The 23,807-nt window shown below is 30.2% G+C and carries 25 protein-coding genes and 2 pseudogenes; 14 read left to right on the forward strand and 13 right to left on the reverse strand.

Going from position 1 to position 23,807, the window contains the following annotated elements:
- Positions 1-9 precede the first annotated feature (9 nt).
- The 5 genes and pseudogenes from FBF22_RS06955 to FBF22_RS06975 form a co-directional block, all read right to left on the reverse strand.
- Positions 10-1,668, reverse strand: coding sequence for a polysaccharide biosynthesis/export family protein (locus FBF22_RS06955; protein ID WP_002868240.1), 1,659 nt, complete (start codon positions 1,666-1,668; stop codon positions 10-12).
- 1 nt (position 1,669) lies between these two features.
- Complete coding sequence (locus FBF22_RS06960; protein WP_002858848.1) at positions 1,670-2,788, reverse strand: capsule polysaccharide transporter; 1,119 nt, start codon at positions 2,786-2,788, stop codon at positions 1,670-1,672.
- Positions 2,788-3,450, reverse strand: a complete 663-nt coding sequence (locus FBF22_RS06965) for an ABC transporter ATP-binding protein (RefSeq protein ID WP_002781126.1) — start codon at positions 3,448-3,450, stop codon at positions 2,788-2,790. Before FBF22_RS06965 ends, FBF22_RS06960 begins: the two co-directional genes overlap by 1 nt.
- On the reverse strand, positions 3,447-4,229 hold the full coding sequence (gene kpsM / locus FBF22_RS06970; protein ID WP_002884796.1) for a capsule polysaccharide transporter KpsM: 783 nt from the start codon (positions 4,227-4,229) through the stop codon (positions 3,447-3,449). Before kpsM ends, FBF22_RS06965 begins: the two co-directional genes overlap by 4 nt.
- A gap of 71 nt (positions 4,230-4,300) precedes the next feature.
- Positions 4,301-4,708: pseudogene (locus FBF22_RS06975) on the reverse strand (hypothetical protein).
- A 74-nt stretch (positions 4,709-4,782) separates the two neighbouring features.
- Here FBF22_RS06975 and ciaI point away from each other — a divergent pair.
- From ciaI to FBF22_RS06990, 3 genes are read left to right on the forward strand one after another with little or no spacing between them, the layout of a single operon-like run.
- The gene (gene ciaI / locus FBF22_RS06980) at positions 4,783-5,346 is read left to right on the forward strand and encodes an intracellular survival protein CiaI (RefSeq protein WP_002826203.1); all 564 of its coding nucleotides are present in this window, start codon (positions 4,783-4,785) and stop codon (positions 5,344-5,346) included.
- Positions 5,347-5,382: 36 nt separating this feature from the next.
- Positions 5,383-6,072, forward strand: a complete 690-nt coding sequence (dut, locus tag FBF22_RS06985) for a dUTPase (RefSeq protein WP_002858851.1) — start codon at positions 5,383-5,385, stop codon at positions 6,070-6,072.
- Between the two features lies 1 nt (position 6,073).
- A complete protein-coding gene (locus FBF22_RS06990) occupies positions 6,074-6,787 on the forward strand; it encodes an EI24 domain-containing protein (RefSeq protein ID WP_002819467.1) in 714 nt (237 codons plus the stop codon).
- Here the strand turns inward: FBF22_RS06990 and tilS are convergent.
- A complete protein-coding gene (gene tilS / locus FBF22_RS06995; protein WP_002858852.1) occupies positions 6,770-7,735 on the reverse strand; it encodes a tRNA lysidine(34) synthetase TilS in 966 nt (321 codons plus the stop codon). The two genes, FBF22_RS06990 and tilS, sit on opposite strands and share 18 nt — an antisense overlap.
- Positions 7,725-9,044: a 30S ribosomal protein S12 methylthiotransferase RimO gene (rimO, locus tag FBF22_RS07000; protein WP_002858853.1), complete on the reverse strand. Its 1,320-nt coding sequence runs from the start codon at positions 9,042-9,044 to the stop codon at positions 7,725-7,727. Before rimO ends, tilS begins: the two co-directional genes overlap by 11 nt.
- A gap of 73 nt (positions 9,045-9,117) precedes the next feature.
- Between rimO and prfB the strand changes: the two genes are divergently transcribed.
- Positions 9,118-10,215, forward strand: a complete 1,098-nt coding sequence (prfB, locus tag FBF22_RS07005; protein WP_002884793.1) for a peptide chain release factor 2 — start codon at positions 9,118-9,120, stop codon at positions 10,213-10,215.
- A 157-nt stretch (positions 10,216-10,372) separates the two neighbouring features.
- On the opposite strand, the pseudogene FBF22_RS07010 reads toward prfB, so the two are convergent.
- The 3 genes and pseudogenes from FBF22_RS07010 to FBF22_RS07020 all read right to left on the reverse strand — a co-directional run bounded on the left by FBF22_RS07010 (position 10,373) and on the right by FBF22_RS07020 (position 12,716).
- Positions 10,373-10,687: pseudogene (locus FBF22_RS07010) on the reverse strand (hypothetical protein).
- A 120-nt stretch (positions 10,688-10,807) separates the two neighbouring features.
- Positions 10,808-11,926: a tRNA pseudouridine(13) synthase TruD gene (gene truD / locus FBF22_RS07015; RefSeq protein ID WP_002867255.1), complete on the reverse strand. Its 1,119-nt coding sequence runs from the start codon at positions 11,924-11,926 to the stop codon at positions 10,808-10,810.
- Positions 11,895-12,716: a thiamine-phosphate kinase gene (locus FBF22_RS07020; protein ID WP_002867254.1), complete on the reverse strand. Its 822-nt coding sequence runs from the start codon at positions 12,714-12,716 to the stop codon at positions 11,895-11,897. The genes truD and FBF22_RS07020 overlap by 32 nt, the downstream gene beginning before the upstream one ends.
- 86 nt (positions 12,717-12,802) lie before the next feature.
- Between FBF22_RS07020 and FBF22_RS07025 the strand changes: the two genes are divergently transcribed.
- The 10 genes from FBF22_RS07025 (at position 12,803) to FBF22_RS07070 (ending at position 20,505) form a co-directional block, all read left to right on the forward strand.
- A complete protein-coding gene (locus tag FBF22_RS07025; protein WP_002884790.1) occupies positions 12,803-13,876 on the forward strand; it encodes a DUF5644 domain-containing protein in 1,074 nt (357 codons plus the stop codon).
- Complete coding sequence (locus tag FBF22_RS07030; RefSeq protein WP_002858858.1) at positions 13,873-14,256, forward strand: hypothetical protein; 384 nt, start codon at positions 13,873-13,875, stop codon at positions 14,254-14,256. Before FBF22_RS07025 ends, FBF22_RS07030 begins: the two co-directional genes overlap by 4 nt.
- A complete protein-coding gene (gene rsmD, locus FBF22_RS07035) occupies positions 14,249-14,932 on the forward strand; it encodes a 16S rRNA (guanine(966)-N(2))-methyltransferase RsmD (RefSeq protein WP_002869781.1) in 684 nt (227 codons plus the stop codon). Before FBF22_RS07030 ends, rsmD begins: the two co-directional genes overlap by 8 nt.
- Positions 14,933-14,990: 58 nt before the next feature.
- The gene (locus FBF22_RS07040; protein ID WP_002826014.1) at positions 14,991-16,037 is read left to right on the forward strand and encodes a flagellar basal body P-ring protein FlgI; all 1,047 of its coding nucleotides are present in this window, start codon (positions 14,991-14,993) and stop codon (positions 16,035-16,037) included.
- Positions 16,037-16,378, forward strand: coding sequence for a hypothetical protein (locus tag FBF22_RS07045; protein WP_002884788.1), 342 nt, complete (start codon positions 16,037-16,039; stop codon positions 16,376-16,378). The genes FBF22_RS07040 and FBF22_RS07045 overlap by 1 nt, the downstream gene beginning before the upstream one ends.
- Before the next feature lie 62 nt (positions 16,379-16,440).
- Positions 16,441-16,638: a flagellar biosynthesis anti-sigma factor FlgM gene (flgM, locus tag FBF22_RS07050; protein WP_002792053.1), complete on the forward strand. Its 198-nt coding sequence runs from the start codon at positions 16,441-16,443 to the stop codon at positions 16,636-16,638.
- 41 nt (positions 16,639-16,679) lie between these two features.
- Positions 16,680-17,114 carry a flagellar protein FlgN gene (locus tag FBF22_RS07055; RefSeq protein WP_002779263.1) on the forward strand — a complete coding sequence of 145 codons (435 nt, stop codon included), beginning with the start codon at positions 16,680-16,682 and terminating at the stop codon, positions 17,112-17,114.
- Positions 17,115-17,123: 9 nt separating this feature from the next.
- A complete protein-coding gene (gene flgK / locus FBF22_RS07060) occupies positions 17,124-18,950 on the forward strand; it encodes a flagellar hook-associated protein FlgK (RefSeq protein WP_002855300.1) in 1,827 nt (608 codons plus the stop codon).
- Positions 18,951-18,966: 16 nt separating this feature from the next.
- Positions 18,967-19,731 carry a TIGR02757 family protein gene (locus FBF22_RS07065; protein ID WP_002851318.1) on the forward strand — a complete coding sequence of 255 codons (765 nt, stop codon included), beginning with the start codon at positions 18,967-18,969 and terminating at the stop codon, positions 19,729-19,731.
- A gap of 3 nt (positions 19,732-19,734) precedes the next feature.
- Positions 19,735-20,505: a TSUP family transporter gene (locus tag FBF22_RS07070; RefSeq protein ID WP_002873601.1), complete on the forward strand. Its 771-nt coding sequence runs from the start codon at positions 19,735-19,737 to the stop codon at positions 20,503-20,505.
- Here FBF22_RS07070 and FBF22_RS07075 read toward each other — a convergent pair.
- The 3 genes from FBF22_RS07075 to FBF22_RS07085 are packed head-to-tail and all read right to left on the reverse strand — an operon-like array spanning position 20,492 to position 23,806.
- Entirely contained in the window at positions 20,492-21,673 is a 1,182-nt protein-coding gene (locus tag FBF22_RS07075; protein WP_002873600.1) for a type II secretion system F family protein, read from the reverse strand. The genes FBF22_RS07070 and FBF22_RS07075 overlap by 14 nt on opposite strands.
- Positions 21,670-23,229 (reverse strand): GspE/PulE family protein, encoded by a 1,560-nt coding sequence (locus tag FBF22_RS07080; protein WP_032582256.1) that lies wholly within the window; start codon positions 23,227-23,229, stop codon positions 21,670-21,672. The genes FBF22_RS07075 and FBF22_RS07080 overlap by 4 nt, the downstream gene beginning before the upstream one ends.
- Positions 23,219-23,806, reverse strand: coding sequence for a hypothetical protein (locus FBF22_RS07085; protein ID WP_002884783.1), 588 nt, complete (start codon positions 23,804-23,806; stop codon positions 23,219-23,221). Before FBF22_RS07085 ends, FBF22_RS07080 begins: the two co-directional genes overlap by 11 nt.
- Between the last annotated feature and the right edge of the window lies 1 nt (position 23,807).

The following is a 23,807-nucleotide window of genomic DNA, read 5'->3' on the forward strand; positions in this document are numbered from 1 at the left end:
ATTTAAACCTTAAAGATTAAGCACAACATTGGTTGCGATAGCAATTTGATAAAGAATTTGAGTTAACATTGAAAAAATTTGCAAATTCTCACTATCTACTTTTGGCAATACCAACACAGAATCACCTGGTTTCATATCTATACCACTATGATATTTTTCAGCTTTTCCATTGCTTCGTATCACCAAAACTTTTGAAGTATCCGCTCTTTCTCCATAACCTCCTGCAAGATTGATATAATATCTTAAATCTTTGCCCTTATCATACACAAAAGCTCCAGGTAAAGAAACCTCACCTTGAACTATGATGAGATTATTCTTACTTGGTACATTAATAGTATCACCATCTTCTAAAATAACCGAATTATAAGACTTTGGATTATCAATGACAATTTGACCCTTAGGCTCTACTTGCTTAGCTCTTTGGATAAATTCTAAAATCGTTTTTGCTTGTTGAGCTCTTATAGCTGCACCTTGAGCTGTAACAGAACCACTAGTTAAAGCTAGAGTTTCAAGCTCTTTAAGCTGAGCATTGATAAGTTCTTTTTGAGTTCTAGCTACACTTTTTCTAAACACTTGTAAAGCTTGCATGTTTGATTGTGGATTGGCTTTAATTAATTTAGAAATATCTTCTAAAGTCGTTCCTTTACCCACAACTAAAGTTTTTAAACCATTATGCTCGCCATTTACACTTATAGTTATATTTTCAGAAACATACTCAGGGTGAAATTCTACCTCATCTCCCGTTCTAAGTAAAACTTTTGAAAATTGCATTTTATTATAAGCACTGACATCAAGTTTATGATCTTCACCATAACTTTTTACGATAGCATTAGTCACGATAGGTTTAGCACCTGATACTCTAGCTAAGTCAGCTAAAGTTTTAATATCATTTGAAAGTTCAAAACGAAAAGGTCTTTGCACATCACCGTTAACAAAAGCGTAATTTTGAACATTTCCTACTAAAATAACATCTCCGCTTCTAAAAGGAAAAAGATCCATTTGCCCCTTTAGTAAAAAATCATATAAATCAATATTTTTTATCACGCTGTTATTACGCAAAATTTGAATATCTCTAAAACTTCCATATTCTAAATTTATACCCCCTGCTTTATCAAGATACTGGATCACTGAATCCGAACTAAGTCCTTGATAAAGTCCTGGAGCATTAACACTTCCTGTTACAAAAACACTGACATTTTGATAAACATTCATATCTGCATAAACAAAAACATTGCTTTTATAGATTTTATTAACACGTGCTTTTATAACACTTACAAGGGCACTATTTTTCACACCTAGTAAATTTACAGCTCCTACTTTAGGGATAAAAATATTTCCTTGAGAATCCACCACTAAAACTTGCGAAAACTCAACAGCTCCCCAAATTTTAAGACTGATTTGATCACCAACTGCGATCTTATAATCTGGGTTATAAACTCTTTGATTGTAATTTTTAAAATTTCCATTAAAAAGATGAGCGCCAAATACTAAAATTTGATGAATTTTTGTAAGATTATTTTCTTTATTTGCTATATCATAATTTGAGCTTAAATTTTGATCTATGCTAGTTGTAGTAGAACCTTGATCCTCTGCTGAAATGATTTGTGAAACATCCACAGCTCCAAAACATAAAATACAACTAAAAAGTAAAATTAATATTTTTTTCATTTTAATACTTATGCTCCTCTATTATCATTTTAATAAATTTAACAATCCCAAAAATCAAAGATAATACAATAAATGCTGTTAAAATATCATAAATTCTTTCAGGATATTTTGCGCTTTCTGGAATATCTGGACTTTGAATGATGACAAGTTGTTTTATTTTTCTTAATGCTTCTATTCTAGCACTTTCATAAGCTTTTAAAGCTGCTTCATAAGCTTTTTGCGCAAAAGTAGCTTCTATAGTTAGATCTTGAAATTTAGCAGCCAAATCATTAAGCTTTTGAGAAGAATTGTTAGCTGAAATTTTAGATTTTTCCCTTAAAAGCTGTTTTTTAATCGCTTCAATTTCTGCTTTAAGTGCTACTACTTCAGGTGCTGCATCATTCATATAGCTTTGTAAAGTTAAAAGTTTAGCTTCTTTTTGAGCTAAATTAGTCTCAATTTGCGCAACCAAACTTGCTTTAGCTTCAGCTTGTTTCAAGGGATCAAAAACCCCATATTTATTTTGAAAAGCAATCAAATCATTTTGTGCTTTTTGATATCGTTCTTTGTATTTTTGTACTTCATTTTCAGCAAAAGCCATTTGTTCTCTAGCTGCTTTATGAGAGATTTCGTTGATAAACTTTTCGCTTTCTTGCATAATAGTTTGAGCAATCAAATGAGCTGATTTAGGTGTAAAACCTTCTACTTCTACCTGCAAAAGCTTAGTAGTTTCATCCGTATGCACCTTAACTCTTGCTTGGTAATATTTAAGATAAGATTCTATCGAACTTGAATCCCAAATTTTAAAAGGCAAATCTATATGTTGTTCTTGATAAAGACTTTTAAGTTTAATTTTCTCATCCAAAATTTTTAACATATCACTTGATTCTATATAACCTTTTAGATAATTTAAATCTTCGCTTGCTGTAGAAGTACTACTAAGCAAAGACAAGATTCCACTTGTTTGAGCACTTTCTCCACTTGTTGATCTAACATCTAAAATCATCGTGCTTACATATCTTGGCGCTGCAATCAATGTATAATAAATCACAACAAAAATCATTATAAACCAAACAATTTTAAAAGAATCAAATACACTTAAATCTTTGATTTTTTCTAATAAAGTTTTATTTTCTTCCATTAAGCTTTTCCTTGATATACAGCTATTCCTTCATCTACATCATCATAAACCGTAATTTGTCCATTTTTCATATAAATTATTTTATCACACCATTCTTTAATTTCAGCTACATTATGAGATACCATAATCACCTTTGATTTGCTTAATCTTTCTCTATATAATTTCACGCTTTTTTCCCTAAAAGCAGGATCTCCAACAGCTCCAGCTTCATCGATTAAATAATAATCAAAATCAAAGGCCATACTAAGTCCAAAAGCTATTCTAGCACTCATTCCCGAAGAATAAGTCTTCATAGGCTCATCAAAAAATTTTCCTATTTCAGCAAAATCTTCCACAAATTTTACTTTTTCTTGAAGTTCTTTACCCTTGTATCCATACACCCTAGCTACAAATTTAGCATTATCTCTGGCAGTTAAAGAACCTTGAAAAGCTCCATTTAAACCCAAAGGCCAAGATAATTTTTTATTAGTAATTATCTTGCCACTATCAGGAAGCTCTGCTCCGCTTAAAAGTCTCATGAGAGTGGACTTGCCTGCGCCATTATATCCCATTAAACCTATGCTACAATTTTCAGGAAATTCAAAAGTAAAATTTTTAAAAACATAATGCCTTCCACCACTAAATAAAGGATAAGATTTAGTTAGATTAATTAGCTTTATCATTCTTTTTTTGCCGCCGTTAGAGCTTGTCTATTATAGTAGTAAATAAAAAGCCCTATAAATAAAACAAGTAAAATCCAAAATATAGCATAAAAATAACTATATTCATCTTGCAAAGGATAATTTTCAAAAAAATTAAATCTTAAAAGCTCCATTATGTGAAGCAAAGGATTGTAATAAAATATATCAAGTAAAGGACGAGGAGTTAACCAGGTGGGAAATATAATCCCAGAACTCCAATAAAATACTATACTAAAATAAGCTAATAAAGTTCTTAAAGGTTCTACAAAGTGCCAAACAATAGCAAAACAAATCCCTAAAGCAAAAGCTGAGCATATGAGTAAAAAAATACAAAATAAAACTCCAAGTAAATGAACAGGAAATACATCGAGTCTAAAGAACCACCCTGCAAAAAAAAGCACAGTGATAAAAATCACAAAATAAATACAAAATTCAAGCAAAGTTCTAGCAATAAATACATGTATAGGTTTTACAGGTTTATAGGCAAACAAAGATAAATTTGCCCCTATTCCATTCATAAGCTGAGTTACTATACTTCTAAACATAAAAAAAGGCATAATGCCTGAAATCAAAAACATAAAAATAGAAATTCCTTCAGGCATAATTTGATGATGATATTCCCTAATAACAGTTCCTATAATAGTCACCAAAAGCACAACACTCATAGGCTCTCCAACTACCCATATATATCCAAGATACCTATTTTTTCCAAATCTAGTTTTTAACTCTCTAAAAAATAAAGCGTGAATTACATTTAACATTTATTTTCTATACCTAACAATTTACATAAACCATAATCATAACTCATTTTTTTAAACAAAATCATAAAAATTTATTTTTTACAAAACTCAAGCTTTTTACTAAGTCCTAAAGCATTGTTAGTAAATTTAAGCCAAAAAAGCTCTAAGGCATAAATTTTTGCACTTTTATCAAGTTTAGCAAAGGGAAATTTAGAAAAATAAATTTTCATTTGCTCCTTGCTTGCCATTTTAAACTCGGCCTTAGCTTACACACCTTTTAAAAAGGCTATTTTACTTTCTTTGGCTATATTAAGTGCTATACTTGAATTTTCACTGGCTAATCTTATATGCTTAGTATCTTCATGAGAAGCGATAATAAAAGCTAAATTCTTCTCATCAAAAGCATAAAAAGCACTAGCTGTATAAACACCTTTTTCATCAATCATAGCCCAAGATAAAAGCTGCTCATTTTTTATAAATTCTAAAATTCTTTCATCCATATTGTAAAAATTATACTAAAATATTTTTAAAAATAACCGATTTTTAATTTAAACTATAAATATAAGGGGAAGAAATGCAAATTGATGCTAGCAAAAACCAAAGTTTTTCGATGGATTATACAACAAAAAGTGGCAAACATTTAGCCTTATCTATGTATGACAATCAAAGCGTGAGTTATGCAAATAATGAAGAAGGTAAAACTCTTAATCTTAAGCGTCAGTATGGCTTTAGCTTTACTTTTGAAGGCTCTAAGCTCACACAAAATGATCTTGATGAGATTAAAAATGCTATGAAAGAAGTTGAACCTATGATCAAAGACTTTTTAGCAAATTCTAAAGTCGGAGAGTTAAAGCCAAAAGAAATTATAGAATCAGCTATGCAAATGGCAAATGTTCTACCAACACCAAATGATGAAAACCATCAAAATGCTATTATGAATAATTTTACAAATAAACTCAGTGATTTACTAAAACAAAATCAAACAGATGATAAAGATATCAATGCTTCCATGCTTGAAGATAGCAAAAAACTTCTTGATGAAGTTTTAGAACAAATGAAAAAACAACTTGAAAAACAGCAAGAAAAAGCCAAGGAAAATCAAGATAAGACAGATGATAGTTTAAATCTTTACGCTTAAATCATATAATATTAAAAATTATCAAGGAGTTTTTAAATGACAAATATCGAAATTTTAGAAAATATGCTCAAACTCCAACAAAAACTCAACGATGAAACAAACGGCTTAAATTGGGAAAATGGCTACACCAAAGAAGGAAAACTGATCAGTTGGAGACGCTGTATTTATATGGAATGTGCAGAACTTATAGACTCTTTTACATGGAAACATTGGAAAAATATTTCAAGTCCAACAAATTGGGAAAATGTGCGTATAGAGATTGTCGATATTTGGCATTTTATTTTAAGTCTTTTACTTGAAGAGTATCGCGATAAAAACAATAAAGATTTCAAAGCTATAGCCACAGAAGTTAATGCTGTAAGCGTGTTTCAAGATTTTTGCAAAGAAGAAGAATACCCTAATGAGGGTGATATTTATGGCATTTTAAATGATATAGAGCTTATTATCCATAAATGCAGTGGTTTTGGATTTAATCTTGGAGAATTACTTTCAACCTATTTTACCCTAGCTATTAAATGTGGGCTAAATCTTGAAATTCTTTATAAGACCTACATAGGTAAAAATGTTTTAAATATTTTTAGACAAAACAATGGTTACAAAGATGGCAGCTATAAAAAAACTTGGAATGGCAAAGAAGACAATGAAGTTTTAGCTCAAATTTTAGAACAAGAGCTTGATTTTGATACTATTTATAAAAAACTAGAAGAATGCTACAAAAAGGCATAATTTGGATATTTTAAAACTTGCAATCAAAGATTTTTTAAGTCTTAAATTTTTAAAATTTGCCTTAATTCCTTTGATTTTTAGCCTTATACTGATGCTTTTTTTAGGAGTACTTGGCTTTTCGGCCTTGCTTGATTATTTTAATTCTTTATTTAGCGTTGGAGAAGATTCGTTTTGGGCGTGGTTTTATGCTCTTCATTTTGTACAAATTTTAATCACCATCATAAGTTTTTTATTTTCAGGTTTTATTGTTGTTTTTGCTTCGGTTTTTTTAGCCCTTTTTATCACTTCTTTTCTTACTCCTTTTATCGCTAAAGAAATCAACCAAAAATATTACCATTATGATAATACAAACGAAGTTTCAACCTTAAAAACTATCTTTGAAATTTTTAAAATATTTATAAAATTTATAGGGATTTTATTGCTTTGCACCTTGGCTTTATTTTTACCTTTTATCAATATTTTTGTATATTATCTTGCTTTTTATTATCTCTTTCACAAACTTTTAATGATTGATGTTACAAGCACGATTTTAGACAAAGAAAGTTTTAAAAATTTTCATTCTGATTTTTCGCCTTTAGAGTTTAAATTTAGCACTCTTTGTTTTTATCTACTCTCATCAGTACCACTTTTAGGACTTTTTTTGCAAGTATTTTTTGTGATTTTTCTCACACATTTAAGCTATCAAAGAATTTTAAAACTAAAAGCTAAGGCTTGAAATATCGATTTTGTGATTGTATAAATAAGCTCTTAAAAGTCTTGGAATTTTAGCTATTCTACACTCTTCTTTGAAATTTTTAGGTAATTTTTGACAAGTTTCATACTCAAAAACAATAGCTTGTTCGTTTTTATATGCAAGTGCTATTTTACCACCTAAAACACAATCACCCTTTAAAAGCTCTTTTCTTTGTGCCGTGCTTAAAAGCAAACCTTTCATTTTCACCGCTCTAGCAATCAAGCTTTCATTTTTAGGGCAAATAAGAAGTCCTTGAATTTCTTTGATATTTTCAAAATCATAAAGTTTTTTCCTGTCTTCATCAAGATAAGAAAAACTTCTTTTTAAACCCTGATGAAATTCACTCACAAAGGCATTAGAGAAATTTTTTCTTATATAATTTCTAAAATATTTTTCATTTTCATTACTTTCATCATGGAAATAAAAAATATCTTTTTCTTTTAAAAAAGATGAAATTTCATCTTTACTTATAAAGAGTAAAGGGCGTAAAAGTGTATAATTTGAGCGTTTTTCACATTCTTGCATACCTAAAATTTCAGCCAAACCTGCGCCTCGTGAAAGTTGCATCAAAAACCATTCAAATTGATCGTTTAAATGATGGGCTAAGATAAGATGGTCATAACCTTGCTCAAGACAAATTTTTTCAAAAAAATCATAGCGAAAATCTCTGGCTTTTTTTTCAAAGTTACTTTGAAATTTAGGAGCGTGTTTTATGAAAATTTTTTTATGAAATTTTAAAGCAAGTTCTTTGGCTTTTAACTCTTCTAAATCACTATTTTTTCTAGTTTTGTAATTTATCATCACAAGATCAAAGTCGATCTTTTCTTGCATTAAAAGATAAAAAAGCACACTAGAATCACTTCCATAAGAAAAAGCGAGTAAATTTTTACCCCTTTTTAAAAGGGCTAAAATTTCATCTTTAATTTGCATCTACTTTTCTTAAAGCCTTAGCAAGGAGTTTTTTATCAAGGTTTTGTAAAATTTCACATTCATAAATTTGCCCCATTTCCAAATTTCCACATTCGCTTTCATTAATAAGAATTTCCCCATCAATCTCTCTATCCCATCTTAAATCTTTAGCTGCGATAAAAAACTCTCCCTCGCTACTTTCTCCTGTGCAAACTACTAAACGCTTTTGCCCTACTTCTTTTTCAAAACTTTTTTCTATCACTTCATCAACAATTTTTTCTATGATTTTAAGCCTTTTATTGATCACTTTAAAAGGCACTTGCTCCATATCAAAAGCGGCTGTATCTTCTTCCTTAGAATACGCAAAAACACTCACCCTATCAAAACCAAAGTCTTTAACAAACTCACAAAGCTCTTCAAAATCTGCCTCACTTTCACCTGGATGCCCTACGATAAAGCCCGTGCGTAAAAAGCTATTTGGCGCACTTTTCATTAAATTTAGCATTTCTTTAAGTCTTGTGCTATTTGCCCCACGCTTCATGATTTTAAGCATATTATCACTTATGTGCTGCAAAGGCATATCAAAATAATTTACAAAAATTTCAGAAGCTATAATGCGTTTGATCAAAGCTTCACTCGCGCTCGTAGGATAAAGATATAAAATTCTAGCCGCTCTTATGCCTTTGATTTTTTCCACCTCATCGATTAAGCGTATAAGCCCATCTTTTTCACCCTTATCAAACAAATAAGAACTCGTATCTTGTGCAATAAAAGAAAAGTCCTTATAACCTCTAGCTACCAAATCTTTAAGCTCAGCTATAATGCTACTTATCTCGCGAGATTTTAACTTGCCTTTAAAACTTGGGATAGCACAAAAAGAGCATTTTTGATTACAACCTTCGGCGATTTTTATAAAAGCATGGGAATTTGAACCTGTGATAATACGTTTAGAATTTTCACTTTGCAAATAAGTCGAATTTGAAAATAAATTTGTTTTTTTAAGTATCATTTCATCGATTCTTTCATAATCACCCACACCTGTGAAAAGATCAACCTCAGGAAGTTCTTTCATAAGTTCTTCGCGGTAACGCTGCATCAAACAACCCGTAACCACCAAAAGAGAATCTTTTTTTCTTTGTTCGTGCAAATCCAAAATCGCATTAATACTTTCTTTTTTTGCACTATCGATAAAACCACAAGTATTTACGATTATAACATCAGCTTTGCTTGGTTCATCGCAAAGTTCATAAGCACTAAGGCGCCCTAGCATGATCTCACTATCGACTAAATTTTTATTACAACCTAAAGACATAAGATAAAGTTTTGACATTTTTTTCCTATATTAAAGTTTTCTTTTGATATAATTTTTGACTTTAAAAATATAATTATAGCAAAGAAATTTTATGGATAATTACGAATTTAGCGAACTTTTAAAAACTTTAAAAAACAAAGTCGGCAACATAGCCTCCATCATCAAGCCTGAAAATATCCAAACAAGGCTTAAAGAAATCGAAGAGCTTGAAAATTCTCCTTCTTTTTGGAGTGATGTTAAACAAGCAGGAATCATAGGTAAAGAAAAAACTAAAATCACCAATCTACTTAAAAACTATGAAAATGCTTTTAATACCCTAAATGACGCAAGCGAACTTTTCGATCTGGCCAATAGCGAAAACGATACAGAAACACTTGAAGCTTTATTTAATGATGCACCAAAACTTGAAGATACCATCACAAGTCTTGAAATTTCCATGCTTTTAAGCGGGGAAAATGATGGTAAAAATGCCATTGTTTCCATTCACCCAGGTGCAGGTGGAACGGAAAGTAATGACTGGGCAAGCATACTTTATAGAATGTATTTAAGATTTTGTGAAAGAGAAGGTTTTAAAGTCGAAACTTTAGACTTTCAAGAAGGCGAAGAAGCAGGACTTAAAGATGTGAGCTTTTTAGTTAAAGGAGAAAATGCTTATGGTTATTTGAAGGCTGAAAATGGTATCCATCGTTTGGTAAGAACTTCTCCTTTTGATAGTGCAGGACGCCGTCATACAAGCTTTTCAAGTGTTATGGTAAGCCCTGAACTTGATGATGATATAGAAATTGAAATCGAAGAAAAAGACATAAGAATAGATTATTACAGAGCAAGCGGTGCAGGCGGACAACATGTCAATAAAACAGAATCGGCTGTGAGAATCACGCATTTTCCAACCGGCATAGTCGTACAATGCCAAAATGACAGAAGTCAGCACAAAAACAAAGCCACCGCTTTTAAAATGCTAAAATCTCGCCTTTATGAACTTGAACTCATGAAACAACAAGATAGTGCTAATACTGGAGAAAAAAGCGAGATAGGTTGGGGGCATCAAATCCGTTCTTATGTGCTTTTCCCTTATCAGCAAGTCAAAGACAATCGCAGCGGAGAAGCTTTTTCTCAAGTGGATAATATCCTTGATGGGGATATCAAAAAAATGATAGAAGGCGTTTTAATTTCCTTAAAAGCGGAGTAACAGGCTTAAAAATAAGTAATTTCTGCAAAATGTCGGTATAAAAAAATTAGAAAGATAGCGGGATTTTCCCGCTTGTTTTATTATCTTGCATAAAACCTAAGAGCATCATTCACAGAACAATAAACTCTTTTCTTAAAATCTTTATCGCAATAAACACTCACAACTTTATAGTCTTTTTATCGTTTGGATTTAATAAGAAAACATAGTTTGAGTATGGAGTTTTATCTATTTCTAAATCACGCTTCATTTCTTTAATTTTGCCTTCTGGATTGTTAATATCACTAATTGTTCTGACTGAAGTATAATCATAAAGTTTATAATTTGGATATTTTTTCATAATCTCTTGATTACCTAAATCAAACATAGCTTGATCGTTGCCATTGTTTTTTTACTCGACTAAATCGCCATCGCCACAACCTATAATCAAAGTCATAGCTCCTAAAGCCAAAGCACTTGTTAAAATCTTTTTCATTATTTTTGCTCCTAGTTTTAAAATTAAATTAATATAACTATACCTAAATTTAAAATTTAAATATCATTTTTGCAATAAATTCTAAAGTAAAAATCACATAAAATTTAACTCATAATTATTTCACTCAAACAAATTTTTATGCAAAATTTCTTCTAAAACCACAGTAGCATAAGAGCCTTTTTGCAAGAAAAACTCTATACAAAAATGAGCTTTTTCTTCATCATAACGCCATTTTAACTCTTCTAAATATCCCCACATAAAGCGTCTTGAACCTTGCATTTTAGCCTTAAACTCCAAAGTATCTTTAAAAATTTCATTTTCTAAATTTAAGGCCAAACCTTCTCCTGTTTCATAAGCCTTAGCACCGATTAAAAGCCCCATGGCGCTTATATCTCTTGCCTTAAAACGCCCAAGCTCAGCACTTAAATCCTCGCATAAAAAACACTTTCCAAAAGGATAATGCCCCAAAACCTCACCTTTTAAAAGCTTAAAAAATTGTTCTTGTTTTTTAAGTTCCTTAGCTTCTTCTTTAGAAATTTTATAAATTTGGATCAATTCTTTTTCGCTAAAATCATTTGCAAAATGTGATAACTCCACTCTTTTACTCAAATAGCGATTAAAAAGCTCACTTTGAAAAGCTGAAATTAAAAACTCTTTCATTTTTACATTTTTCATTTTTTTGCCACGCAAAATTTCAAGCCCTTCTTTATAATTATCCCCAAATTTTCCAAAACGCTGATAACCAAAATAATTCGTAAAACCTTGCTTATCTAAATTCATCAAAGCTTGTTCTAGTTTTAAAGCATCGCTTGGTAAAACTTTTTTTAAGCGTATGAAAAAAGTATTTCCTTTTAAATGCCCTATTCTTAGCTTGTTTTCATGGATAAAAGTTTCTAAAATTTTAAGTTTAGGATGAGAAAAATTTGACAAAAAACTCTCAAATTTTTTAGGCATAGAAAGGTATTGAAAAGTTGATCCTTGCTTGTCTTTAAACCCTGCATAACCAAAATCTCTTATTTTAACCCCGCTTGTTTCGCTTAAAATTTTTAAAGCTTCATTTGTGGTTAAATCTTTTTTATTGATATGCAAAATAAGATGTTCACCCTTACCGCTAAATTCATACAAAGGCCTTTCACGCACTACAAAATCATCGCTATTTTTACTAAAATACGCATTAATAGGACTGTGTTTTAAACTATACAAAGGCTTAAAAATGGTGTTCTCTTCCTCTAAATTCATATTTTCCTTTCACTGCTTTTCCAAAGATATTTAATTTCACGCCGTGTTTTTTGGCTATTGTTTTTATATTTTGACGCTCTTTTTCATCAAAAGCAAACAAAATTTCATATTCTTCTCCGCTATAAAGCGTATAATCATCAAGTTTTTTAAACCAAGAAATACCGCATTTATTTAAGGCTAAAAGTCTTGATAAATCCTTGCTTAAACCATCTGAAATATCCATAGCACAAGAAATTAAAGGTGCGATTTCATAAAAAAAACTAGCTCTTAATTTTGGCTTTATAAATACATGGTTTGGTTTTAAAGTGCCCCCATTTTGTAAAATTTCAAGCCCTTTTAAACTTCGTCCTAATTTTCCCGTATAAGCAAGTAAATGCCCCTTTTTTAAACCTTTTCTAAAAACAGCTTTATCGTTAATCTTTGAAATGATAGTAAGACTAATGTCTATTTTATCATTGCTTATAGTATCACCGCCTATGATTTTTATATTAAATTTCCTAGCTGTTTTTAAAAAACCTTTTTGCAAGGCTTTGATCTCATTTTCGCTTAAATTTTTTGGTAAAGCAAGTCCTAAAAGTGCGTATTTTGGTACAGCATTCATTGAAATAGCATCTGAGATATTAACAAGCATTGCTTTTGTAGCAATTTGCTCTAAGCTAAACCACTCTCTTTTAAAATGCACATTTTCAAAAAACAAATCCTTACTAAAACACCAATCATCAATAATAGCTCCATCATCGCCATTTTTTTCATTTAAAAAAGCTTTGATAATAAAATCTTCTTTGTTCATAATGCGTGATTTTATAAAATTTCCTTTTAAATTCTAGTGAATTTTAGAATAATTTTATATAATATAAAAATATTTAAGGAAAAACCATGAAAAAATTAGAATTAAGAATTTTTAGATTTGATAAAACCAAGGATTATGAGGCTTATTATAAACCTTATATTTATGATAATTATGAAAATTTTGCAAGTTTTTATGATCTGCTTTTGCAAGTTCAAGATGATGATATTTATTTTGATTTTGATAAAGATGAAGATACTTACATAGTTGTAAATAAGCAAATCATACCACTTTTTACACCTTTAGAAAAAATAGCAAAAGAATTTGATTTTAGTCTTTGTATCGAGCCTTTAAGCACAAAAAGAGCCATTAAAGATCTTATCATCGATAAAAATGATTTTTTAGACAAATACAAATATCTTGAAAAATTTGGTGATGAAGAGGATAAAAAACTTTATGCAAAATATGATTATTTATATTATGCAAGTGAAATTTTAGACTATCTTCCTGAATATATGGGCGATGGAGTGTTTTATTTGGCTTCAAAAATGATAGAAAAATATCCTGAAAAAAAGATAGAAATTTTAAAAACTCTAGCAGATAAAGAAAAGGGTATTTTTTATCATCTTGAAAGCAAAAATGAAATTTTAGAAATAACGATCAAAAACCTACAAAATGAAATTTTAAATTTAGGGCTTTTTGATAAAAATATTTTACACTTTGATTTACCTAAAACCAATGCTTTTGATAATGAGATCAAAGAACTTAAAGAAATTAAACATAATTTTAAAGATTTCAATATAGCTTTTTATGGTTTTAATGCTTGCGATACTTTAAAATCCAAACTTAAGGCTAAATTTATTTCCTATGAAAACAGTATAAAAAATAATGGCTTTAGCTTGCTTAATCTAAATCCTACGCTAAGCTATAAAATAGCCGCAGATATTGTTTTGGACGCTTATGATAGCGGGGCTGATTTTATGGTAGTAAAAGAAGAAAAAGATTTTTATCTTTTTGATACTTGTGCTAAAAAACTTATGCAAACAAGTGGAAGGGAATTTGAAGACTTTTATATTTTAAGCCGTTTTGAGTTTTTAGCCCTTATCCAAGGCATACAAGCTCCATCATTAAAAAATCACACTTTAAAGGTTAATTTGATATGAAAATCTCTTTAGAATGCAAAGATCTCATCATAGAAAAAACTTTAGAACTTTTTTTAAAAGATCATTTGGTAATGAAAAAAAATTGTGATTTCATCATTAGCGATGAAAAAATTTATACCGCAAAACCCTTATTTATCATCTCTAAAAACTCTCCATTTTTAAGCATACCATTTAGCAAAGAAGCCTTGTTTGAGTCTTTAAATGAATTTGATAATGCCTTAAAAGCAGCAGCTTTGCAACTTGCACTTGAACAAAAAAGACTGCTTGAAGAAAAAATTGACGCTATTGCTTTGGAATTTAAAAAAGATTATGAAAATAAAATCGATCTTGCCATAAAAGATCTTAAAAACAAACTCGTAAAAGCACTTAATGATGAATGATGAATTTATAAGCGTTAAAGACTTTTTTAATCACAATGAAAAAAGAAAAAAATTTCTTCAAAAACAAGAAATTAAACCTCCTAAAGAAAAAACAAAAAAAACTAAAGAAACAAAGCTTTATACAAATATAGAAAGTGGTAAATACAAAGGGAAAAAACTACTTTTACCTAGTCTTACAACAACAAGAAGTACTAAAAGCATAGTCAAAAGTTGTGTTTTTAATGTAATAAGAGAAGATTTAAGAAGTAAAATTTTCATTGAAGCCTTTGGAGGAAGTGCTTTAATGGCGGCTGAAGCACTAAGTAATCATGCTTTAAAAGCTTATGCTATAGAACTTGATGCAAAAGCTTATAAAATTGCTTTAGAAAATGCTAAAAATATAGATCCAAATTTAGAAGTGATCCATGCAAATACTTTTGAAATTTTACCTAAACTCATAGAAAATTCAAAAAATGAAATCATCTTATATCTTGACCCACCTTTTGATACCAGAGAAGGTTTTAGCGATATTTATGAAAAAATTTATCATTTTTTAGAAAATTTAGATTTAAAGACTTTAAATTTAATCATTTTTGAACACCACTCAACCATAAAAACTCCCGAAAAAATCCAAAATTTTCAAAAAGTCAAAGAAAAGAAATTTGGATCAACTAGCTTAAGCTTTTACGCTTCTTAACTTACTTGGAACACTTCTTGCTTGATCTATCATCAACAATAGATTAAAGGAAGAATCCATGAGAGTTTTAACGATATTTTTACTCTTTATGACAAGCATTTTTGCAGTGCAAATCAAGGATGTAGCAAACACTGTAGGTGTAAGAGATAACCAACTTATAGGTTATGGACTTGTTGTAGGGCTTAATGGAAGCGGCGATGGAACAAGCTCTAAATTTACACTACAATCCATCTCAAACCTTTTGCAAGGTATGAATATCAAAGTAGATCCTAACGATATCAAATCAAAAAATACCGCAGCTGTTATGGTTACAGCCAAACTTCCAGCCTTTGCAAAAAGCGGAGATAAACTTGATATTACCGTTTCATCTATGGGTGATGCAAAATCTTTACAAGGCGGAACACTTTTGCTGACTGCACTTCGTGGGATTGATGGTGAAATTTATGCCATAGCACAAGGCTCTATCTCAACAGGAGGTTTAACACCTAGACCAGGAGGAGCAGGTTCTCACTCAACTGCTGCAACTGTAATGGGCGGAGCTAATGTAGAAAGAGAAATTCCACAAAATTTTAGCCAAAACAATGATCTAACCTTAAGTTTAAAAGTAGCGGATTTTAAAACCGCAAACGATATAGAAAGAGTTTTAAATACTGTCTTTGGCGAAGAAGTAGCTAAAGCCATCGACTCTCGCACAGTAAAACTCAAAAAACCTGAAGATCTTTCAAATGTTGATTTTATGGCAAGAGTTTTAGAACAAGATATAGCTTATAAACCACAAAGCAAAGTTATCATCGATGAAAGAACAGGAACAGTGATTGCTGGAGTTGATGTAGAGGTAGAACCTGTTTTAATCACTCATAAAGATATCACTATAAAAATAGATCCAAACAATAACGCAGTAGCTAATCAAAATGAAATCGATATGAAAGATGGTGGTTTTGTAGATCCAAGTTCAAATACCTTAAGAATCAACAATGCAAAAAGCACAGTTGCAAATATAGCTAGAATGCTTAACAAACTTGGAGCAACCCCAAATGACATTATCGCTATTATGGAAAATTTAAAGCGCGCAGGTGCAATTAACGCGGATTTGGAGATCATCTAATGAAAGTGGATAATTTTTTAAATACTTATAGTATGAATAGCGCTTTACTTGATCGTGCAGCCAAAGCAAGAAGTTTAGAATCAAGCATCAAAATAAATGACAATGATATAGTTACAAAGAGCAAAGAAGATAAAGCCTTAAAAGAACAAACGGATGCTTTTGAGGCATTTTTTTTAAAGCAAGTTTTAGATGTATCTTTAAAAAGTCAAAATTCACTCTTTGGAAAAGATGCCAGCGATGAAATATACTCTTCCATGTATAATGATACCATGAGTAAAGCTTTAAGTGGAGGTATGGGTTTTTCAAAATTATTATACGATTTTTTAAAAGAAAGGGGTTAAGTTTTTTAAATTTGGGTCGATATGGTTTGTAGAGGATTATAACTAAGATCAAGGAGGCAGAAATGATCAATCCTATACAACAAAGTTATGTGGCAAATACCACATTAAATACAAATAGAATAGATAAAGAAACTAAAACAAACGATACTCAAAAAACGGAAAATGATAAAGCGAGTAAAATCGCAGAGCAGATTAAAAACGGTACTTATAAAATCGATACAAAAGCTACGGCTGCTGCGATTGCTGACTCTTTAATCTAAAACTTTCATTCTCCTTTTTTTGAGAGAGAAAAGGAGAAAATATGCTTAAACAAAGACTTGATGAAGTAAATGCTATCTTAGCAAAACTTATTGCTTTAACCGAAGAAGATATAGAAAATATCAAAGTGGCTAAACATGAGAGTGTAACGCCAAGTGTAGAAGAAAAAAACAAACTTATCGCGGAATTTATTACAGCTAAAAAACAACTTGATGTTGCCTTGGTTGAGCTAAATAATAGCTCTACAAAAGGGCTTAGTGAACTCTTAGATGATGAAGATAAACAAAAACTAGATCTACTTAAAAAAAATCTTCAAAACCTTCATAGTAAAAACAAAGAGTATGCTAAATTTGTTCTTATTGTCAAAGATTTTCTTGATGGCTTAGTAAATAAAATGTTTGATATCAATGATGGAACAAATAATGCTTATGGAGATAAAAAGACAAATCCAGAGTCAATTTTCAAGATCAATGTATAAGGATTTATAATGGGTATTTTTGGAACATTATACACAGGTGTTACAGGCTTAAAGGCAAGCGAAGTTCAAATCGCAACAACTGGAAATAATATCTCAAATGCTAATGCAACTTTTTATACACGCCAAAGAGTGGTGCAAACTACAAATGGATATATTACAACAGGTGGAGTTCAAGTAGGCACAGGAACTGCTGTAGAAAGTATAGTGCGTTTGCATGATGAGTATTCTTACTATAAATTAAAAGGTGCATCTACTCAACTAGAATATACTAAATATATGGCTTCCACTTTACAAGAAATTGCGCAGCGTTTTCCCGACTTACAAAATACTGGAATTTTGCAAGATTTAGAAAATTATAACAAAGCTTGGAATGATTTTGCATCTAACCCCAACGAAAATGCCACAAAAATAGCCCTTGTAAAAGCTTCTCAGACCTTAACAGAAAGCGTTAATAACACTTTTGCAACCTTAGATAAAATCCAAAAAAAAGTAAATGATGATATTAAAAATACAGTTGATGAGATTAATAGAATTGGCGAAGAAATTGCTACTATAAATAAACAAATTTATGGACAAGAAGCCTTACCAACAGAACACGCAAATGAACTTAGGGATAGAAGAGATGAACTTGAGCTTACTCTTTCAAAGCTAGTTAGTGCAGTTGCAAGCAAAAATGAAATCAATCAAGACAATCGCCTTGATACAACCATCACTGATCCAGGACATCAATACAATCTAAGTATAGAAGGTTTTAGTATAGTAGATGGAATAAATTTTCATCCTTTAAAGCTTGATTATGATGATAAAAATAAATCTTATAGCATTTATTATGAAACTCCTGATGAAAAAGTTCGTGATCTTACTGCAAAAATTAGCGGTGGACAGCTTGGTGCTCAACTTGACTTACGCGGTAGAAACTATAGCAAAAGCGAAGGAAAATATGAAGATGGAATTATCCAAGGTTATATGGATTCTTTAGATACTTTTGCTAAGACCATGATCAATGAAACTAACAATCTTTATGCAAGTTCTGCGAAAAGTTCTGTTACTTCTGATTATCTATCTGGGCTTAAGGGAGATATTCCTTTAGTTAATTACGATAGAACCATACAACCAGGAAGTTTTGATATAGTCATTTATGATGATAAAGGCGATAAAAAACTCACCAAAACCATCACCATAGATGTAAATACAACCATGAATGATATCATGCGTCAAATCAATGCTAATACAGATGATAATGACAATAAAAATTCAAACGATGATGTTGATGATCATATCAATGCAAGTTTTAGCTACGATGCAAAAACTGGAGATGGTTTATTTCAAATCAATGCAAAATCAGGTTTTAAGGTAGCCATTGAAGATAAGGGCACAAATTTCGCAGGTGCGTTTAGTATAGGTGGTTTTTTCAGCGGAACTGATGCAAGTAATATGAAAGTAAAAGATTCCATCTTAAATGATCCAAGCACAGTAAGAGCAAGTTTAAGTGGGGTTGATAGTGGAAATGACATGGCAAATAAAATCATCCAACTTCAATATGAAAAAGTTAATTTTTATAATGAAGATGGCACTATCGATAATCTTACCATGGAAGAATATTACCGCAAACTTACAGGTAAAATAGCCTCAGATGGTGAAAATAACAATGTCGTCAATTCAAGCAATGAAACTCTTTATAATTCTGTTTATAGCGAGTACCAATCTAAAAGTGGCGTAAATACAAATGAAGAATTAGCCGCCCTTATACAATATCAATCAAGTTACGGTGCAGCAGCAAAAATCGTCTCAACCGTAGATCAAATGCTTGATACCTTACTAGGGCTTAAATCTTAAGCTCTAGTAATATCAAATGAAAAATTTTATCCATCTTAAAGCTAAGCTCGATTTTTTAGCCAATCAAAAAAATACCAATCATTCCCTTTTTGAAACTCCAGATCCTTTGCAAATTGCTAAAATTCACAATGATGAATTTATTGCCTTAATTTGTGCTTTATTTGCCTATGGAAATGCTAAAAATATAGTAAATTTTCTAAAGAAACTTGATTTTTCTTTATTAAACCTTCAAGAAAAACAAATAAAAAAAGAACTTAAAAATTTAAAATACCGCTTCCAAAATGAAAAAGATATACAAGAAATTTTTATCACTCTTTCAAGGCTGAAAAATGAAATTTCACTCTACGAACTTTTTTATCAAGCCTATCAAGAAAGAGAAAATACCACAGATGCCATCTTAGCTTTTATGCAAAAAATCAAAACCTTAAATTCATATTCAAGTTATGGATATGATTTTTTCTTTGGAAAAATTTGGCAAAACACTCCTACTTCACCTCTTAAACGCTATAATATGTATCTAAGATGGATGGTTAGAAAAGATGAACTTGATCTTGGACTTTTTACCAAAATTCACACCAAAGATCTTTTAATTCCACTTGATACACATGCACATAAAATTTCCTTGACTTTAGGACTTCTAAAGCGTAAAATATATGATTATAAAAGTGTTTTAGAACTCACACAAAATTTAAAAAAATTAGATGCAAATGATCCCATAAAATATGACTTTGCACTCTATCGTTTAGGGCAAAGTAAGGAAATTGACAAATTTAAGGAGTGAAGAATGGGTTTTGAGCACTTAAATACGATTTATTATTTCATACTTTTTTTTGTAGCTCTTTTTGCTGGTTTTATAGATTCTATTGTAGGTGGAGGAGGACTTATTACTCTACCAGCACTCATAGCCTGTGGAATTCCTGCGCATTTATCCTTAGCAACAAACAAACTCCAAAGCGTCTTTGGTTCTTTTACGGCTACTTTAACTTATTTTAAATCCACCACTCTACCTCATCTTGCTTGGGGTGTTTTTTTCACAGCCTTAGGAGCAGCTATAGGAAGTTATAGTGTTCTTTTTGTAAAAGATGAGCAATTAAAGCTTATTATCTTAATCTTTTTAACTCTTACCTTCTTATATACAGCCTTACGTCCCAACTTAGGCAAACACGAAAGCGAACCTAAAATAAAAAATATCAAAATTTTTCATTTAATTTGTGGCTTAACTTTAGGATTTTATGATGGATTTTTAGGGCCTGGAACGGGTTCATTTTGGATTTTTGCTTGTGTGATGCTACTAGGTTTTAATATGAGAAAAGCGAGCATTAATACTAAAATTTTAAATTTCACAAGCAACATCATTGCTCTTGCTATATTTTTATGGCAATATGAACTTTTATGGGCTGTAGGTTTGCTTATGGGTGTAGGACAAGTTTTAGGAGCTTATTTAGGCTCAAAACTTGTATTAAAAACTAATGGAAAGTTTATAAAAACTTTATTTTTAATCGTTGTAGGAGCTACTATTATTAAAGTAGCTTGGGATTATTTTAGTCAAAATTGACCCCTGAGCTAAGCTCCCACATAGGTAAAAATATACCTAAAGCCAAAAACAAAACTAAAAGCGCTACAAATAAAGTCATCATAGGCTCTAAAAAAATCAAAAATCTATCCATCAAATTTTCGCTTTTTTGTTGATAATATTTGGCAATTTCTTCACTTAATACTTCAAGTCTTCCACTTTTCATCGCAACACTAAGCATAGAAAACACCAAAGAATCAAAAATATCAATCTTTTTAAAAGCCTGACTTAACTCAAGACCAGAATCTATAAAACTAAAAAGTTTTTTATACTGAAAAATTAAAAATTTATTTTCAAGCCCTATAATAGCTAAATCAAAAGCTTTAGATATTGAAATTCCATTTTTTAAAAGCAAAGAAAAAACCATAAAAAAATAATAATTTTGATTATAAATAATCAAACGAGAAATCAAAGGTACTTTTAAAAATAAAAAATCGCAAGAAAAAGCAAAAGAATGAAAATTTTTATAAGCTAAAATAAGCATAACAATAAAAATAACAAACAAAAATATGCAAAAAATTCCATAGTCATCTAAAAAATTATAAATTTCTAACATTACATGCGTGATAAAAGGCAAACTCGCGCCTAAATTTTCAAATAAATCTTTAAAATTAGGCACTACAAAAAGCATTAAAAACAAAAATGCTCCGATAATACTTAAAAAAACCAAAGTAGGATATCTAAAAGCCTTTTTTAATTGTTTTTGACTCTCTAAGCTTTTTTCTCGAAGTTTAGAAATTTGACTAAACACTTCACTGATTTTTCCTGTCTTTTCAGCCGTTTTAATCAAAGCTAACTCCGCACGATTTAATCCAAAATTAGCATTTTCAAAAGCTTGATTTAGATTTTGGGCTAAAATTAAATTGTCTAATATTTTTTTCATAATCTTGCAAGAGTGCATAAGATATAATTCTCTAATCGCTTCTTGAACACTTAATCCAACTTCACACAACAAAGCTAGCTCTTTAAAAAAGAGTATAAAATTTTCATCTTTTAATCTCTGAAAATTAGATTTTTGAATTTCTTTTATATCAATGATTTTCCAATTCTTTGATAAGGCTTTTGCTTGTGCTGTATTTAAATTTTCAGCTTTTATAGTTTTTGTATAATTTTGATTGTTTTTAAGAAATTCCACTTCATAAAATTTCATCTTACAACCCTTAAAAGCTCATCTATACTTGTAAGACCTTCTTTGGCTTTTTTTAAACCTTGTTCAAACATAGTTTGAAAGCCATATTTTTTTGCAAGCTCCATTAAAATCGTTTTATCTTGATTTTCCCTAATTGCACAAGATAAATCTTCATTGATCTCTAAGCACTCAGCGATTAATTCTCTGCCAAAAAATCCACTATGATGACAACGCTCACATCCTTTTGGTTCAAAAAATTCACCTTCAAATTCAATATAATGTTTTTTGCTTTTTTGCTTACACCAAGGACAAAGTTTTCTAACCAAACGCTGTGCTATAACAAGACTCAAAGCCGATGCTATCAAGTAACTTTTTGCTTGCATATCCAAAAGCCTATCAATGGTACTAAGAGCATCATTAGTATGCAAGGTGCTTAAAAGCAAATGACCTGTTAAAGAAGCTTTAAGTGCAATATCTAAACTTTCTTCATCGCGAATTTCTCCTATCATGATAATATCAGGATCTTGCCTTAAAATTGCTCTTAAAACACTATTAAACTCGACTCCAACTTTTGAATTGAGCAAAATTTGCTGCACTAAAGGAATTTTATATTCTATAGGATCTTCTGCGGAAATAATCTTTTTTTCAATACTTTTCAACTCATTTAAACACGCGTATAAAGTTGTGCTTTTACCACTACCTGTAGGACCGGTTAATAAAATCATTCCATTGGGACGATGTAAAATCTTTTTTAAAATTTTTAAATTTTTATCTCCAAGATTTAGTTTATGCAAATCCAAAATTTCTTTATCATATTTTAAAATTCTTATAACAACACTTTCGCCATAAATCAAAGGCAAACATGAAACACGAAAATCATATCTTTCATTTTCAAAATCTAATTCAAAACTTCCATCTTGCGTTTTTCTTGATTCAGCTAAATTCAAACAAGCTAAAAATTTGACATGAAAAACCAAAGCTTCATAAATATCCTTCTCAAAAATAGCAAATTCACGCAAAATTCCATCAACCCTAAACCTAATCAAAGCATCATCATTCCTTGCTTCTATATGAATATCACTCGCATGAAAAGATAAAATTTCATGTAATAAAAAATCAAAAATTTGACTGATGCAACTTTGATCATCTCTTTTGTGATTTTCTTGCCATTCAAGTCTAAGCTTAATGCTTAATCTTTTAATCTCCTCTTGAATGCGAATTTGATTTAAAATTTTAGCTATCTTTAACTCATCGGCAATTGCAGTGTCGATTTTTTCACAAATCATAAAAGTCTTAACTTGCTCTAAAAGCTCTAAAGAACAAGGTTTGGATCTAATAATCATAAAGCCGTCATTGTTTTTAATAAGCAGAAATTTAAATTTTAAAAGTAAAGAAAAAGGTATACCTTCATAAATAAAATCATTATCTTCATCTAAATCAACAAAATGCAAATTACAAAAATTTGCTAATTTTTTAAAAAAATCCCAAGAAGTGATATTAAATTTAGTGCAAATTTCATCAAGACTTATTTCATTATCAATATAAGCTTGAAAAATTTTATCCATTCTACTTTCCACCTAATTCTATTAAACCATAATAATTTATATAAGCATCTAAAGCACTTTGAGCTTCTTTTTCTTCGCCTAAAGCTCTTTTAGCCTGAGCAAAAATCAGCCAAGAATCTTGTTTTTGTTTGTCAAGTTCATTGGCTTTTAAAGCCCAAAATATTGTCTTTTGATAAGCTTTAATATCAAAATACTTCTTAGCTAAATTTAATGCCTTTTCATAGCTTGGATTTTGATAAAAAGATTTTTTTAAATCAGAAATATTTAAAATTTTAGAATCAATTTCTATCTTGCTAATATGTGTATTTTCCTGCACCGCTTTAACTTCTTCTAGTTCTTTATATAACTTTTCCCTAGAAATCTTATTTTTTTCTTGTAAAATTTGCGCTTGAAGAATCTTTTGCTCCAAATGCTTTTTATGTTCAATAGCTTGCAAATAAATATTTTTTTGCTTATTATATTTTTGCATTAGCACAAAAAAACAAAATGCTATTACTGATATTAGAATAATTAATAATAAATATTTTAAATATTTTTTAAGTAAAAAGTATTTATACCTAAGCTCAAGCTCTTTAATTCTTTCTTGCATA

Source organism: Campylobacter sp. CFSAN093260, assembly GCF_012890095.1.
Taxonomy (GTDB): domain Bacteria; phylum Campylobacterota; class Campylobacteria; order Campylobacterales; family Campylobacteraceae; genus Campylobacter_D; species Campylobacter_D jejuni.

Excerpts from the sequence above, each read along its gene's own strand:
- FBF22_RS06955 (WP_002868240.1), bottom strand. The coding sequence starts at position 1,668 with ATGAAAAAAATATTAATTTTACTTTTTAGTTGTATTTTATGTTTTGGA.
- FBF22_RS06960 (WP_002858848.1), bottom strand. The coding sequence starts at position 2,788 with ATGGAAGAAAATAAAACTTTATTAGAAAAAATCAAAGATTTAAGTGTA.
- FBF22_RS06965 (WP_002781126.1), bottom strand. The coding sequence starts at position 3,450 with ATGATAAAGCTAATTAATCTAACTAAATCTTATCCTTTATTTAGTGGT.
- kpsM (WP_002884796.1), bottom strand. The coding sequence starts at position 4,229 with ATGTTAAATGTAATTCACGCTTTATTTTTTAGAGAGTTAAAAACTAGA.
- ciaI (WP_002826203.1), top strand. The coding sequence starts at position 4,783 with ATGCAAATTGATGCTAGCAAAAACCAAAGTTTTTCGATGGATTATACA.
- dut (WP_002858851.1), top strand. The coding sequence starts at position 5,383 with ATGACAAATATCGAAATTTTAGAAAATATGCTCAAACTCCAACAAAAA.
- tilS (WP_002858852.1), bottom strand. The coding sequence starts at position 7,735 with ATGCAAATTAAAGATGAAATTTTAGCCCTTTTAAAAAGGGGTAAAAAT.
- rimO (WP_002858853.1), bottom strand. The coding sequence starts at position 9,044 with ATGTCAAAACTTTATCTTATGTCTTTAGGTTGTAATAAAAATTTAGTC.
- prfB (WP_002884793.1), top strand. The coding sequence starts at position 9,118 with ATGGATAATTACGAATTTAGCGAACTTTTAAAAACTTTAAAAAACAAA.
- truD (WP_002867255.1), bottom strand. The coding sequence starts at position 11,926 with ATGAATTTAGAGGAAGAGAACACCATTTTTAAGCCTTTGTATAGTTTA.
- FBF22_RS07020 (WP_002867254.1), bottom strand. The coding sequence starts at position 12,716 with ATGAACAAAGAAGATTTTATTATCAAAGCTTTTTTAAATGAAAAAAAT.
- FBF22_RS07025 (WP_002884790.1), top strand. The coding sequence starts at position 12,803 with ATGAAAAAATTAGAATTAAGAATTTTTAGATTTGATAAAACCAAGGAT.
- FBF22_RS07030 (WP_002858858.1), top strand. The coding sequence starts at position 13,873 with ATGAAAATCTCTTTAGAATGCAAAGATCTCATCATAGAAAAAACTTTA.
- rsmD (WP_002869781.1), top strand. The coding sequence starts at position 14,249 with ATGAATGATGAATTTATAAGCGTTAAAGACTTTTTTAATCACAATGAA.
- FBF22_RS07040 (WP_002826014.1), top strand. The coding sequence starts at position 14,991 with ATGAGAGTTTTAACGATATTTTTACTCTTTATGACAAGCATTTTTGCA.
- FBF22_RS07045 (WP_002884788.1), top strand. The coding sequence starts at position 16,037 with ATGAAAGTGGATAATTTTTTAAATACTTATAGTATGAATAGCGCTTTA.
- flgM (WP_002792053.1), top strand. The coding sequence starts at position 16,441 with ATGATCAATCCTATACAACAAAGTTATGTGGCAAATACCACATTAAAT.
- FBF22_RS07055 (WP_002779263.1), top strand. The coding sequence starts at position 16,680 with ATGCTTAAACAAAGACTTGATGAAGTAAATGCTATCTTAGCAAAACTT.
- flgK (WP_002855300.1), top strand. The coding sequence starts at position 17,124 with ATGGGTATTTTTGGAACATTATACACAGGTGTTACAGGCTTAAAGGCA.
- FBF22_RS07065 (WP_002851318.1), top strand. The coding sequence starts at position 18,967 with ATGAAAAATTTTATCCATCTTAAAGCTAAGCTCGATTTTTTAGCCAAT.
- FBF22_RS07070 (WP_002873601.1), top strand. The coding sequence starts at position 19,735 with ATGGGTTTTGAGCACTTAAATACGATTTATTATTTCATACTTTTTTTT.
- FBF22_RS07075 (WP_002873600.1), bottom strand. The coding sequence starts at position 21,673 with ATGAAATTTTATGAAGTGGAATTTCTTAAAAACAATCAAAATTATACA.
- FBF22_RS07085 (WP_002884783.1), bottom strand. The coding sequence starts at position 23,806 with ATGCAAGAAAGAATTAAAGAGCTTGAGCTTAGGTATAAATACTTTTTA.